Origin of the sequence: Agrobacterium sp. GD03872, assembly GCF_029840625.1 — a bacterium.
GTDB classification, from domain to species: Bacteria; Pseudomonadota; Alphaproteobacteria; order Rhizobiales; family Rhizobiaceae; genus Agrobacterium; species Agrobacterium fabrum_A.
Genome location: NZ_JAOCCY010000014.1, coordinates 1 through 12848, shown reverse-complemented (window position 1 = coordinate 12848; position 12848 = coordinate 1). Strand labels below are relative to the sequence as shown.

Sequence of the window (12848 nt, the reverse complement as noted above, 5' to 3'; positions counted from 1 at the left end):
TTGCTCAGATCGAGCGCGGCGGTCGAGTGTTCCGACGACAGAGGTGCCGCGGCGTGGATAGGGATACTACAACGTTGCTGGTTCCAGCTTGAATGCAACGCTGGTCGGAAATCTACACGCATCACCGTTCGAGAGCCAATAGATGCTGGCTGAACATCTCCTTCGGCGTCTGAAACCCCAGGCACTTGCGCGGCGTGTCATTCAGTCGGTCGCAGAGGGATCGGATCTCCTGATTGCTGACCTCAAGCACAATCGTTTCCGGCGGCAGGTAACGGCGGACGCGCTTGTTGGTGTTCTCCACCGTCCCTTTCTGCCAAGGTGCCTGCGGATCGCAAAACCAGGCTGCCGTTCCCATGCCGTGCTCCAACTCACGCCATGAGACGAACTCCAGCCCTCGATCGAATGTCAGGCTCTGCCGGGCCAGCGCGGGCAGGGGCGCCAGATGGCGGATCAACTGGCTCATGATTGGCTTCGATCGCCTGTCATTGTTGCGAAACAGCAGGGTATAGCGGCTCTTGCGCTCGACAACGGTCGCAATGTTGGCGGCACCATGCTCCTTCCTGAAGATCATCAGATCCGCTTCCCAGTGACCGAACTCGCTTCGCGAATTGATCGCTTCCGGCCTGTTGCGAATGGCGCATTCCATTGGAAAGACGAGGCTTCTGGGTTTGCGTGCATATCGCGGTCGGCGCTTGCGGCGGCGCTCAGATAAATGCCGGCCCAGCTGCTGATCCTGACCTTCCCGGGAATAGACGTACTGGTAGATTGTCTCGTGGCTCAACCGGGCGGCTGCGCCACTGGCGAGCCGCAACCGACCGGAAATCTGTTCTGGCGACCATCCGTCCTTGAGACGATCGATAACGGCAGCACATAGGCTGGGATCACGCAGTAGCTTGCGGTATTTGCGCCGCCGGTCAGATGCCATTCCATGCGCTGTGACGTGCCAGTATCCTTCGGCGATCGGAACCTCCCGGTCATGCCAGAAATTCCGCCGCAGCTCCCGGCAGATCGTCGACCGGTCGCGTCGAAGGGTGCGTGCGATCTCGGCCTGACTGATCTTCTTCTCATGCATCCGCGAAATGATGCGGCGCTCGTCCAAACTCAATTGCGCAAAAGAGCGGGCCATTCCATCCTCCTTACATGAGGGTTCATGTGTCAACGTCATCGTGCCATATTTTATCTCCTTCAATTTCAGAACATCATTGCGAGTTTGGGGCGGCGCTGTGCGGCAGCCTTGGCTGCGTAACCTTACATGCGGTCGGGTTCAGCGTGGAACCCATGACCATAATGCCTCATGCACGAGGCAAGCCCCAATGAGCACGACCAACCTGAAACGCGGTTTTTAGACCATTGAGTATAGCGCGGCAATCAGGATGAGACGCCGCATTGCCTCACTAGAAATGTTCCCTGATTGTTGGCCGTTGCCTCATCTGATTTGCTCCCAGCATTTGTGGGTGCGGAGCAAATCAGATGAGGCTGATCAGCGTGACGACGAAGAAGGAATTGGTTGCTGCTCTGGCAAAGCGCTATGCCGCCGGAAAGCGGGAGGAAAAATCGCGGATTCTCGATCAGTTCGTTTCGATTAGTGGGATGCATCGCAAACACGCGATGCGTTTATTGCGGGGGGCGGATAAGCAACCGCAATCGCGAACGCGGGCGCAGATTTATGACGAGGCGACCCGACAGGCTCTTATTGTTTTGTGGGAAGCCTCCGACCGCATCTGTGGCAAGCGATTGAAGCCCTTGCTGCCAATTTTGATCTCATCGATGGAACAACATGGCCATTTGAGGTTAGACGATCAGGTCCGCACACTTCTGCTACAGATGAGTGCGGCTACCATCGACCGTGCATTGAAAAGCGTGCGAGAAACAGCAGGCGGCCGTCGACGCCGACGTTCCGTTGCTTCATCGGCATTGAAGCGGAGTATCCCAATTCGAAAATTCTCCGACTGGGGTGATCCCGCACCTGGCTTCATCGAGGCCGATCTGGTGTCGCACTCCGGTCCCAACGCACGCGGCAGCTTTATTCAAACTCTTGTCCTTACAGATATTGCGACCGGTTGGACCGAATGCGCCCCTCTGCTTGTTCGCGAACAGAAGCTTCTGACGGAAGTTTTGACCGAGCTTCGCCGCGTAATGCCCTTCCCGTTGCTTGGCTTTGATACGGACAATGATAGCGTATTCATCAACGAGACAATCAGGGACTACTGTATTGATTCAGATATAGAATTCACTCGCTGTAGGCCATATCGTAAAAATGATCAGGCTTATGTGGAGCAGAAAAACGGATCGGTCGTCCGCCGCATTGTTGGCTATCATCGGTATGAGGGAGTTGAAGCTGCGGCAACACTTGCAGAGCTTTATCGTTCGGTGCGCTTGTTCGTGAACTTCTTTCAGCCGTCGTTTAAGTTGCTCGAAAAGCAGCGAAACGGAGCGATGGTCAAGAAGCTCTACTCTTCTCCCGCGACGCCACATCAACGGATTTTGTCGGATGCAAGGACGGGACTGGAGGTACGCGACCGCTTGGTGCGCATGAGCGAACAACTCGATCCTGTAACGCTTCTCCGAAACATTCGTGCAGGACAACAGCGGCTTGCCGACATTGCGCATCAGGGAACACCCTTAAGCGAAGCTCCTGATATCGAGAGCTTTTTACGAAGCCTGCGTATCGCGTGGACGGAGGGCGAAGTTCGTCCGACCGCGAAAGCAAAGCCAAAACTAAAACGCGAGCGACGGCGGCCTGACCCGCTGGTTAACGTCACGAATGATCTTTACAGTTGGTTTGAAGCAGAGCCATGGAGAACCGGCCGCGAGCTACTAGAGCGACTTCAAAGCATTTATCCCGGCGAGTATCCTGATGGACTAATCCGTACGGTGCAACGACGGGTGAAAGGTTGGCGTCGCGATCGCGCGCATAGAATGATATTCGGAAACGAGCCTGGCGAAGATGAACAACTACCTGTAGCGGCTTGCCAACATAAGCGCCTCTGCTCGCAAACATCGGCATTTTCTGCTCGAATTATCTGACAATGGAGCGGGCGTCGTGCTCACGCTCTTTGCCAATGTGCTCGCAAACATCCGGGTCTGCTTGCAAACATCCCCCACGTGCTCAGATTAATTGCCAGCGACGGCATGGTCAAACCGGGACGCCTGCCTGTCGTAGTTGCTCGGTCAGCTGACGGGAATATTCGGGATCAAGGGTGCCCGCCAGGAAGGCGCGGATATCCGACGGCCGAGCATTGAGGTGCGTGACCAGAGCCGTCGCATCGTAACCATTTCGGGTCAACGTCGGTTCGAGATCGTCGATGGCGCGGGACAGGACCTGCTCGACGATTTCGGCGGTAACCGGCTTGGCGCCGAGGCGAAAGCCCTGCTCGAATGCGAGGGTGAGATGCATCTCGATCTGAAGCGGCGTGCGCAAACGTTCGGCGATGAGGTCGATGGCTTCTTCCTCGAGGAGTTCGCCAACCTTTACGCCTTCGGCCGCACAGGCGCCAAGCAGCCAGGCAACATAGTCGCGGCGCGCGGAGCCGATCCCCTCGTAGTCAAAAATGGTCGTGCGGTAGCCAATCTCCTCCATTTGCGGCCGGCGCAGATCATTGCGCAACCGGGGATGCCCGACAAGAAGTACGGAAAGGAGCACGCCGGCGTCGGCGACCACCTCCATCAGTCGCTTCAGGCCGGTTAAGGTCTTGTGGTGCAGGTCATGGGCCTCGTCGACCACGAGGACGATCGGCCGTTTGCCTTTTTTCATGATGTCGCGCAGGTCGCGCTCCCGGCGCTCGGCCTGCTTGGGGATCTTGACCTGCGCACGATCGCCGGGAGACAAGTCGTAGAACAGGGCTTCAATGAGCGATGGCAGCGAAGTGCGCCGCTTGTCGACCGCCAGCGATTTGGCGAGTGCGACCTTGCCGGCTTTGGTGAGTTCGGCCTCGATGCGGCGCAAAAGGTGGGTTTTCCCCGAACCGACCAGGCCGGAGACCACGACAAGCCGACCGGTCTGGACGGCCGCACACACCTCGCGGATGATCGTGCGCTGATGCTCGGTCTCAAAGTTGCCGGCCCCTTGGAAAGGCCGGTCGAGGCCGTAACTGGATTGAACGTCAGCGAGCATCATTCTTCCTTTCTTCGCGCCTGGAAGCGTTCGCGGATACGGGCCGCGATCATCTTTTTGTCGAGTGTTTCTCCAAGCAGTTCATTGATGAAGGCGCGGTCACCGGCATTCATCGCGCCGATCGGCCGGCCGAGCTGGTCGGCGATGGCCCCACGGGCTGCGAGGCCATTTGGATAAGCGGTCTCTATTGCGGGTTCCGGAAACGGTGTCCGCCGTACACTCAGCCCAGCCGTGGTCGGGGGCAGCGAAGGCAATGGACGATCCCCGCCGGTGACCGCGGCGCGGGGGAGCCCAAGTTGGTCTGCCAGGCGCACCACCTTGTCGAGCCGCTCTTCGAGCTTGCTCTTCTGGTATTTGCGATAGCGAAAGAGGGGAACCGCCCCGCGCGAAGGTTGGAATGGACCGAAGCGCTTGCCCTCATGCTCGACGAACAGTTCCTGATCGAACAGGCCCCAGAGCAAGGTCACCGTTTCGCCGGCAAGTTCGGGCTCGACCTCATAGGATGCGCCTTCGACCGATACGGTCGCGTCTCCAGCAACCGTCCGTCGTTCCGGTTCGCGCGCAAAGGCGCAGAACCGCTCCCAGGAGCACATCGCCCGCACCCCGTCAGGAGGAAGATGCCGCAGCCAATCCTCGATGCGTGCATGAGACTCTGTGCGATGGTCGCCGTTATTGTAGGTGACCAAGGCGCGCCTGAGCCAAAGGTTGGCTTCCTCTTCGTCCTTCGGCTTGTGGAAATGATAGAGGGTCTCGTGCACTTCCTTGATCGTGCGAAACGGCCGCTCGACCTTGCCTTTCGCTCGCGCCGGCGTGCGCCGCTCGCTGTCCGACGGGGGCATATGCGTGAGAACCCGGACACCAAGGCTACCCATGACGGACTGGAAAACGCGCGAGCGGCTCACCGGCCCGTTATCCATATGGATGGTCGTTGGAATCCCCTGAAGCGGCAGTTCCGGTTCAGGCTTGGCGGCGAAGGCATTGTAGAGAAAGCGCAAGGCGGACTCCGCGTCCTCGCCGTAGACGGAGCGGTATTCCTGATAGCTCGCGCCGGAGCGATCATCGACCACGGAGAACAGCATCAGCGTCGGCCGGCCGCGCCCTTCCTCGACCCAAAGCGGCGCTTCCACCTGCTTCAGGTCGGACGGGCTCATGTCGAAGTGCCAGAGTTCGTTGGAACGCCGCGCCTGGAATCGGACGGCAGCCACCGGGCGGGTGACGCGCGCATAATCCAGGCCGGAAACACGCAGCAGCCGATCGACCGTTGCGCGTTTCAAGATGCCGGGCGGTGCACGGACCAGGCCATCGGGCGTCACCACGCCGTCTTCCTCAAGCAGCTTGATGGCGCGCGCCGTGGAGATATGCCGCCCCTTCCGGTTCGCCGTTCTGATCTTCAGGGCCGCGATGATTTCGGCATAGGTTTCCATCTCCGGCTGCGGGGCGATCCGGGAGGTTCCGTGATCGGCGCGCCGTACGGATTTCGGGCGGTTCAACTCCCGCAGCGCCCGATACAGGGTCCAGATCGAGATGCCGTAGGCATCGGCGGCACGAGCAACAATCTCGGTACGGCCTGGATCACGGGGAGAAAGCAGCGACAATCGGCGTCGAAGATCGACAAGAGCCTCTCCGGGCGGCCGCTTTCTCCGCTCAGCCATGGACGTCCTCGGATTCCACTGTTTTGGGAGAGCCACCCTTCTTGCCGATATGACGATAGAGGGTTGCAACAGAAACCCCCATGCGCTGCGCAATATTGCGTACCGGTATGCTGCCTTCCTTCATCAGGGCGCGCGCCGCGGCAATATCGCCCGGGCGCATCGCGGGCGGGCGGCCACCCTTGCGGCCACGTTGCCGCGCCTCGACCAGTCCAGCCGTCGTGCGTTCGCGGATCAGAGCACGTTCGAACTGGGCGATCGCACCGAAGACATGGAAGGTCAGCATGCCGCCCGGCGTCGTCGTATCAATGCTCTCGGTCAAGGACACGAGCCCGATCTTCGCGCGCTCCAACTCTTCCGCCGTCGCGATGAGCTTCTTTAGCGATCGCGCCAACCGATCGAGTTTCCAGACAACGAGCGTGTCACCAGTGCGAAGCACGTCGGAGAGAATTCGGCCCAATTCCGGGCGGTCATCGCGAGCGCCTGACCCGCGCTCGGTAAACACCTTCTCGCAACCGGCGCGTCTCAGCGCCTCAAGCTGAAGCTCCGGATTTTGATCGATCGTGCTGACCCTGGCGTACCCGACCCGCATAGCCATCCAAATGTTCTTGAAAGTCGTTGGACACATAGCATTTTGCGACAACCGTTTCTATAACAGTTTTGAGAAGATTCCATCGCGCCATTCAAGGGGCGTGACGGCATGCGCTATGGCATGCTCAAAAACCCTCGTTTATGACAAACGATCCATGGAAACCAACTATGTGTCTGACGGCCGAATATTCGCGACATGGAGCAGGGAACCTTACGCATCGAAAATCGGGCGGTCCCCGATCTTGTCCCCCTTGTATGGGATACTCCGGGAATTGAGGCGGCGATACCAAAGGATGCGGTCGGCCAGGCCGTTACCATGTTCGAGCCGCAGGAATGCGCCAACTACTTCAAATCTTGCGGATATGACCCCGAGTAATGTGGACGTGCTCTAGGTCACCCAGAGGGGCGCTCGCATCGAGTATAACCTTAAGCGCGATTGCTTCCGGTGAACCATCCTCCATATGTACGGGATGTACAGCCCACACAGACTTTTCGAGAACCACATTCTCAACAGAAACCTCATAAAGCCTACCCGACGCGAGCTCATCGAGGACAGTGCTCCTCATCACGATCGAAATGCCGAGACCAGCTCGAACTGCATGCTTCACAGCCTCAGTGCTCCCGACATTGAATGAGATTGGGAATTGCTCTGCCGCTTGGCCGAAGGCCTCGCGGAGCACGGATCCGGTACCGGTTCCACGTTCTCCGCCAATGAGGGACTCTTGAAATAACTCTGCCGCTTCAATTGTTTTTCGCGTCCTCCAATTATGCTGTGGGGATACGATTATTACCAGCTTTTCCTTCCGCCAAAGGCGGGCTTGATATCCTTTTCGATCGTCCCACCATTCGGTAAAGGCTAGATCAATCTCCTTCCTCAAGAGCTTTTCGATGATTTCAGGATTTGAGGCAACGGCCACCTCAGGTGGCCGGCCTTGAGCATCCTGTAAACGCTTCAAGTGGACTGGCAAAATATAGGTACCGATGTTAGTACTGGCACCCAACGTAATCCGGCCGCTGTGCAGGCGGTCCAGAGATCTCTTCGTGACGGTCAAAAGGCTGCGTGCGAATGGCAAGAATACGAGCCCTTGCCGAGTCGGCACACACTTGTCCTTCCTCCTCTCGACCAGCCGCACCCCTAGTATATCCTCCAATCGTTTCACATTATGTGAGACAGTCGGTTGGGATATCTGAAGCCGTCGCGACGCCTCGTGAAAGCTGCCAGTTTCGATTACCTCTATGAATGCTGCGACATGCGAAAGGCTAAACATTACTTTCTCTAATCAAGGAATTAGTTGAACCTCGTTAATTGCCGCACGAGGTCTTCGGCCTTGGACAAAATCTATAATGTTGTCAGCAGCCTCGTGCTCGATAGCCAAACGCGACTTCGCCACTGCTGAGCCTATGTGGGGTGTCAAGATCGAATCATGTTCGCGATTGAGGAGACCCCCGTGGACCTTGTCAGGCCGGTCGGGTCTGGCCCAGTCCTCCATCTCATAAACATCAGCGGCGTAGCCTCCCAAGCGCCCCGCCTGCAATGCAGCGACAACAGCCTCTTCATCAACCACGCTTCCGCGTGCAGGATTAATAAGAAGTGCTCCTTTGGGCATTTTGGCGAGTTGTTCAGCGCCGAGGAGATGCTTCGTTTCGGCCGAAAGCGGGAGTGCACACACAAGAAAGGTAGACGACGAGATCAACTGGTCAAATTCAAGAGGCTTTACGTTCAGTCTGATCTCATCGGCTTTGTCCAGGGATTGACGATCCCAGTACGACACAATGGCGCCGAAGGTACTTAGGCGCTGTGCTATAGCTTTTCCGATCGCTCCCATCCCTAAAATGCCGATTGCTGTGCCCTGCAGCCCAAGGCCGTAAAACCGAGGGCGCCAACCTTTGTAATCCCTCCTGACGCTCTTGTCGCCTGGCAGAATGTGCCGCCCAAGAGCAATCATCAGACCGATTGTAAGTTCGGCTGTCGGGTCAGTGAGAAGATCGGACACTATCGTGACGTGGACTCCACGCTGCGTGCAGGCTTCGATGTCGAAGTTATCGAAGCCTTTCAGCGCACATGCCACAAGTTGAAGATCGGGAGCGTGCGCGAGTACAGACGCGTCGATCATGTCCGGCATGAACGCCATCATCGCCTTGGCGTCGCTCAATTCTGCGAGCAGTTTCTCGCGGGGCCATGTATCATCAGTATCGTTGCAAACTAAACGAGCGTGGGGAGATAGCTTTGAGATAATCTCCTCGTGGACGCGATGGGTGATTACTACCTTTGGGAGCATTTAATTTATCCTTCTATTGCAGCTGGCGGCGGAGGAGAGCGCCGACCTGGTCAACGATGGTGACCATCAGAAGGACAACGAGCATGATCGCAAGAACCTCCTGATAATTCATGATCCGGAGGGATGTCATCAACTCGAAACCGATACCACCAGCTCCCACAGTGCCCAGGATTGTCGAGGCGCGGAAGTTGTACTCCCACCGATAGATGGTCACATCGGCCAATTGCGGTAGAACTTGTGGCAAGATCGCCCGCGTCACGATCTGGAACGGCGACGCACCAGCTGCGCGTGCGGCTTCTATAGGCGCATTATCGCAATGCTCGATCGCCTCCGCAAAGAACTTGCCCACCATGCCAACCGAGTGAAGACCAAGAGCCAGCACGCCTGGGAGCGCTCCAAATCCCACTGCCGCCACGAAGACGATGCCCATAATCAGCTCCGGGATCGACCGTAGACCATTCAACAATCCACGCGAGATCATATAGATGACAGCGTTGGGTGCTGTTTTCCCTGAGGCGAAAAAGCCAACTGGAAGTGATATCAGTACCGCGATCGCAGTCCCAGCTATACTCATCGCCAGAGTGTCGATGAGAGGGCTGATCCACTCCAAGCCTCGGTTGAAATCCGGGGGAAACATTTCCGTACCGAGCTGCCAGAGCGCAGGAAACCCAGATCCCAGACGCTCCAGATCAAGAAGACCGGAGTGATAACTGCTAACAATGATCACACACGCAATTGCCAACGCGATCACGCCAGCTCTGGTCCAAGCTTTGTTTTGATGTTGAAGGATAGAGTCGTAGTCGGCCGACGGCTGTGTCATCACATATCCTGGAAGAAAGGACGCAGGCCAGCGCCTGCGTCGAAAGGTGAGAAACTGTCTCGAACGCGCCTTACTGACTCAGGTCCAAGTTCAGCACTTTACCGAGCTCACGGACGACGTCGTAGGCTTTGTCATCGATCGGAGCGAACCCATCGGCTTTGAAGGATGCCAATACCTTTTCGTCTTTAAGGTCGATGAAGGCTTTGGTGATCGCCTCTTTCAACGAAGTGTCAAGATCCGACCGCATGGTCCAGGGGTACTGCGGGAACGGATCGGACTCGGCGAGGGCGATAACTTTCTTAGGATCAATGGTGCCACGAGCGACCATTGAATTGTAGATGGGCAACGAAAGTCCGCCAATCTGAGCATTGCCATTCTGCACTGCAATAGCCACGGCATCATGCGACCCTACGAAGTTCTCGCTATAGTCTTTTCCAGCCTCAACTCCGGCCTTAAGCAGCATAGATTTCGGGATAAGGTGGCTTGAGGTGGAAGCCACGTCCCCAAACGCGACCTTTTTCCCTTTTGCATCTTCAAGGCTTTCGATGCCAGCCTCTGCATTGGCGACAACTACAGCGCGATAGGTAGTTTCGCCATCCTTCATAAGTGCTGCGAAAGGCTCGATATCAGCCTTGGTTTTCGCGAGCGTGTAAGAGAGCGGCCCGAAATAAGCCAACTCAAGCCGGCCGAAACGCATCGCTTCGATCATTGACGAGTAGTCGGTCGTTACGATCAGTTCAATCTCCCGACCGAGTGTCTTCTCAAGATACTCCTCGAGAGGACGATTGTTTTTGATGACAGTGGCGGCGTTCTCGTCCGGTAGCAACGCGACGCGCAATGTCTCTGGATTTGAGCCAGCATGCGCCAACGAACTCCAGCCAAGAACGGCGAGGAATGCGAGGGACAGAAGCTTCTTCATAATGCGGCCTCCATGGCAGCTAAAGGTTGATCATACTCGTAGTTGGACAAATCTTGTGTTGTGGTCGGATTTCTTGGGGCGCTGCGGTAGATCGACGCACACATTTGATCGGTCAGTTCGTCGACAGCGGCGTCCGCAACCACTTCCCCGTCGCGCATAGCAATGACCCGGTCGCCGAACCGGCGAGCTAGATCGATCTGATGAAGGCTGATCACAGCAGTGATGCCGTCGGCTGTGCATATTTCGCGAAGCTGCGACAGGACCTCGACAGCCGTTTCAGGGTCCAGACTTGCAACGGGCTCATCTGCAAGGACCAGTTGGGGCTTCTGGACCAGCGCGCGCGCAATGCCCACCCGTTGCTGCTGACCGCCGGATAGTTGATCCGCCCTGACGAGAGCCTTATCAAGAAGGCCTACGCGTTCAAGGCATTCCAACCCCAGCCTTCGATCCGAACGCGGCATAGGGAACAACGTACGCCAGCCAGAGTGGTAGCCCAGGCGGCCCGTCATGACGTTGTCGAGCGCGCTCAAGCGCCCTATGAGTTGGTGCTGCTGGAATATCATCCCAGTTCGCCTTCGGTGAATGCGAAGCTTAGTTTCCGCATCCAGAGCACCAATATCGTTAGAAGTGATCGAACCAGACGTCGGCGCAACCAAGCCGTTGAGTGTCCGGATGAGGGTAGATTTGCCTGCGCCGGATCTACCGAGGAGCACGACGAACTGACCCTGGTTGAACGTCAATGTCGTTGTCTTCAAAGCTTGGGTGCCGTTGGCATAGGTCACGGCAACTCCGTTCAGAGCCAGCATCACAATAATCCTGATCGTTAGTGGTGCATCGATTGAATATTTGCATCACTATGGGCGACATATGACGTCCGTTTATCAGGCTCGTGAAACTTCAATGACAGCACTTAAACTCAGCTCTACCTCCTCGCGTAGCTGCGATGGAGAAATTTCACCCAGAGCCGCCTGATCATGACGGCCCGGTCCCAATTCTACACCACCTTGACGGATGCTATCCCATATTCGGCCAGATAAACCGGCCCTTCTCCAGCCGCCGGGTAAAAAGGCAGGCGCCCAGACCATCATGCCAGATGATCTTCAAAATATCCGATCTGCGGCCCCTGAAGACGAAGAGATGCCCTGACAACGGATCATGCTGCAGAACCTCCTGCACCCGAAGCGCCAAGGAGGGAAAGCCACAGCGCATGTCCGTATATCCGCGCCTTCCTGGCGGGCACCCTTGATCCCGAATATTCCCGTCAGCTGACCGAGCAACTACGACAGGCAGGCGTCCCGGTTTGACCATGCCGTCGCTGGCAATTAATCTGAGCACGTGGCGGATGTTTGCAAGCAGACCCGGATGTTTGCGAGCACATTGGCAAAGAGCGTGAGCACGACGCCCGCTCCATTGTCAGATAATTCGAGCAGAAAATGCCGATGTTTGCGAGCAGAGGCGCTTATGTTGGCAAGCCGCTACACCTATCATCTTTATGTCGAGAGGACAGACCTCACGAAAAACATGGCCCGCTTCTATGCGATGTCCATCGAGCCAAACCTGTTCGGGGAAATTTGCCTGATGCGATGTTGGGGTCGTATCGGAACGAGCGGCCAGACGATGAGCCATCATTTCAAAACCGAACGTGAAGCCGTCGTTCTGTTTCTCGAACTCCTCCGCCAGAAAAAGCGTCGTGGCTACTCAGCCGTGGCGCGTAAAGCGTGCCGGCAACTGATTTAAGGGCTTGTGAATTTGAAGGGCAAGAATGAAGACGAGATCAGAATTGGTGCTGATAGGCGAACGTCGAGATCAATCCGGTTGACACTGTTGGCGTTGTTCGCAGCTTTTCCAGCCTTCAACGCGTCAACCAGCATTTCAGCCTACGCGAGCGACAACAGATCCAAGGTAGGCATGCAATTCCAGAAATGCGCCACGGGCTCGCGCGAGGCTTGCGTCGTCGACGGAGACACGATCTGGCTGAACCGCCAGAAGATCCGCATCGCCGATATCGACACGCCGGAGGTGGGCGAACCGAAGTGCTCGTCGGAGCTGGCACTTGGTAACCGCGCCACGGACAGGATGCTTGAGCTGATCAACGAGGGTCCCTTCGAGATCAAAGCGTGGCCCGGCCGAGATGCCGACCGGTATGGCCGCAAGCTTCGTGTCCTGATCAGAGACGGCCGCAGTCTGGGCGATGTTCTCGTGTCGGAAGGCCTCGCCAGGACATGGAGCGGCCGACGGGAGCCATGGTGCTGAGGTAGGAAAATTGGCCCGGCGAGCCGGGCCAGCACGGCGGTTACCGCCGTCGGTTCCAGTCGGTCTCGAAATTGACCTCGACTTCGACGAAGAACGGGATCTTGATCGCGATCTTCATACCGAGCTTGCCCTTGCGGAAGAAGTGACAGATCACCTTGGCGAGGATACGGAGCCGGCGGCCGGTAGCTCTGAGGAACTTAGCGAGCTGTTGCATGTGATTTCT

13 protein-coding genes and 1 pseudogene are annotated in these 12848 nt (G+C 57.0%); 3 read left to right on the top strand and 11 right to left on the bottom strand.

Features of this window, described 5'->3' with window-relative positions:
- Positions 1–121 precede the first annotated feature (121 nt).
- Positions 122–1126: an IS30 family transposase gene (locus N5D22_RS21715; protein WP_107341211.1), complete on the bottom strand. Its 1005-nt coding sequence runs from the start codon at positions 1124–1126 to the stop codon at positions 122–124.
- A gap of 344 nt (positions 1127–1470) precedes the next feature.
- On the opposite strand from N5D22_RS21715, the gene N5D22_RS21710 reads away from it, so the two are divergent.
- On the top strand, positions 1471–3027 hold the full coding sequence (locus tag N5D22_RS21710) for a transposase (protein ID WP_279658005.1): 1557 nt from the start codon (positions 1471–1473) through the stop codon (positions 3025–3027).
- A 109-nt stretch (positions 3028–3136) separates the two neighbouring features.
- On the opposite strand, the gene N5D22_RS21705 is transcribed toward N5D22_RS21710, so the two are convergent.
- From N5D22_RS21705 to tnpB, 9 genes are all read right to left on the bottom strand, one after another.
- On the bottom strand, positions 3137–4117 hold the full coding sequence (locus N5D22_RS21705; protein WP_003501092.1) for an AAA family ATPase: 981 nt from the start codon (positions 4115–4117) through the stop codon (positions 3137–3139).
- Positions 4114–5766 (bottom strand): IS481 family transposase, encoded by a 1653-nt coding sequence (locus N5D22_RS21700; RefSeq protein WP_003501095.1) that lies wholly within the window; start codon positions 5764–5766, stop codon positions 4114–4116. Before N5D22_RS21700 ends, N5D22_RS21705 begins: the two co-directional genes overlap by 4 nt.
- Positions 5759–6355 (bottom strand): recombinase family protein, encoded by a 597-nt coding sequence (locus N5D22_RS21695; protein ID WP_024710158.1) that lies wholly within the window; start codon positions 6353–6355, stop codon positions 5759–5761. The genes N5D22_RS21700 and N5D22_RS21695 overlap by 8 nt, the downstream gene beginning before the upstream one ends.
- 346 nt (positions 6356–6701) lie before the next feature.
- A complete protein-coding gene (locus tag N5D22_RS21690) occupies positions 6702–7622 on the bottom strand; it encodes a LysR family transcriptional regulator (protein WP_003501100.1) in 921 nt (306 codons plus the stop codon).
- 12 nt (positions 7623–7634) lie between these two features.
- The gene (locus N5D22_RS21685; protein ID WP_003501101.1) at positions 7635–8633 is read right to left on the bottom strand and encodes a phosphonate dehydrogenase; all 999 of its coding nucleotides are present in this window, start codon (positions 8631–8633) and stop codon (positions 7635–7637) included.
- A 13-nt stretch (positions 8634–8646) separates the two neighbouring features.
- Positions 8647–9453 carry a phosphonate ABC transporter, permease protein PhnE gene (gene phnE / locus N5D22_RS21680; RefSeq protein ID WP_006473411.1) on the bottom strand — a complete coding sequence of 269 codons (807 nt, stop codon included), beginning with the start codon at positions 9451–9453 and terminating at the stop codon, positions 8647–8649.
- A gap of 70 nt (positions 9454–9523) precedes the next feature.
- Positions 9524–10372, bottom strand: a complete 849-nt coding sequence (gene phnD / locus N5D22_RS21675; protein WP_003501103.1) for a phosphate/phosphite/phosphonate ABC transporter substrate-binding protein — start codon at positions 10370–10372, stop codon at positions 9524–9526.
- Positions 10369–11178 carry a phosphonate ABC transporter ATP-binding protein gene (gene phnC / locus N5D22_RS21670; RefSeq protein WP_006473175.1) on the bottom strand — a complete coding sequence of 270 codons (810 nt, stop codon included), beginning with the start codon at positions 11176–11178 and terminating at the stop codon, positions 10369–10371. The genes phnD and phnC overlap by 4 nt, the downstream gene beginning before the upstream one ends.
- 208 nt (positions 11179–11386) lie before the next feature.
- The gene (gene tnpB, locus N5D22_RS21665) at positions 11387–11581 is read right to left on the bottom strand and encodes an IS66 family insertion sequence element accessory protein TnpB (RefSeq protein ID WP_006473174.1); all 195 of its coding nucleotides are present in this window, start codon (positions 11579–11581) and stop codon (positions 11387–11389) included.
- Positions 11582–11833: 252 nt separating this feature from the next.
- On the opposite strand from tnpB, the gene N5D22_RS21660 reads away from it, so the two are divergent.
- Positions 11834–12109: a WGR domain-containing protein gene (locus tag N5D22_RS21660; protein WP_279658007.1), complete on the top strand. Its 276-nt coding sequence runs from the start codon at positions 11834–11836 to the stop codon at positions 12107–12109.
- Between the two features lie 171 nt (positions 12110–12280).
- Positions 12281–12625 (top strand): thermonuclease family protein, encoded by a 345-nt coding sequence (locus tag N5D22_RS21655; RefSeq protein ID WP_151686695.1) that lies wholly within the window; start codon positions 12281–12283, stop codon positions 12623–12625.
- A 40-nt stretch (positions 12626–12665) separates the two neighbouring features.
- Here N5D22_RS21655 and N5D22_RS21650 read toward each other — a convergent pair.
- A pseudogene (locus N5D22_RS21650) lies at positions 12666–12848 on the bottom strand (hypothetical protein); the annotation flags it as partial.

Excerpts from the sequence above, each read along its gene's own strand:
- N5D22_RS21715 (WP_107341211.1), bottom strand. The coding sequence starts at position 1,126 with ATGGCCCGCTCTTTTGCGCAATTGAGTTTGGACGAGCGCCGCATCATT.
- N5D22_RS21710 (WP_279658005.1), top strand. The coding sequence starts at position 1,471 with ATGAGGCTGATCAGCGTGACGACGAAGAAGGAATTGGTTGCTGCTCTG.
- N5D22_RS21705 (WP_003501092.1), bottom strand. The coding sequence starts at position 4,117 with ATGATGCTCGCTGACGTTCAATCCAGTTACGGCCTCGACCGGCCTTTC.
- N5D22_RS21700 (WP_003501095.1), bottom strand. The coding sequence starts at position 5,766 with ATGGCTGAGCGGAGAAAGCGGCCGCCCGGAGAGGCTCTTGTCGATCTT.
- N5D22_RS21695 (WP_024710158.1), bottom strand. The coding sequence starts at position 6,355 with ATGCGGGTCGGGTACGCCAGGGTCAGCACGATCGATCAAAATCCGGAG.
- N5D22_RS21690 (WP_003501100.1), bottom strand. The coding sequence starts at position 7,622 with ATGTTTAGCCTTTCGCATGTCGCAGCATTCATAGAGGTAATCGAAACT.
- N5D22_RS21685 (WP_003501101.1), bottom strand. The coding sequence starts at position 8,633 with ATGCTCCCAAAGGTAGTAATCACCCATCGCGTCCACGAGGAGATTATC.
- phnE (WP_006473411.1), bottom strand. The coding sequence starts at position 9,453 with ATGACACAGCCGTCGGCCGACTACGACTCTATCCTTCAACATCAAAAC.
- phnD (WP_003501103.1), bottom strand. The coding sequence starts at position 10,372 with ATGAAGAAGCTTCTGTCCCTCGCATTCCTCGCCGTTCTTGGCTGGAGT.
- phnC (WP_006473175.1), bottom strand. The coding sequence starts at position 11,178 with ATGCTGGCTCTGAACGGAGTTGCCGTGACCTATGCCAACGGCACCCAA.
- tnpB (WP_006473174.1), bottom strand. The coding sequence starts at position 11,581 with ATGCGCTGTGGCTTTCCCTCCTTGGCGCTTCGGGTGCAGGAGGTTCTG.
- N5D22_RS21660 (WP_279658007.1), top strand. The coding sequence starts at position 11,834 with ATGTTGGCAAGCCGCTACACCTATCATCTTTATGTCGAGAGGACAGAC.
- N5D22_RS21655 (WP_151686695.1), top strand. The coding sequence starts at position 12,281 with ATGCAATTCCAGAAATGCGCCACGGGCTCGCGCGAGGCTTGCGTCGTC.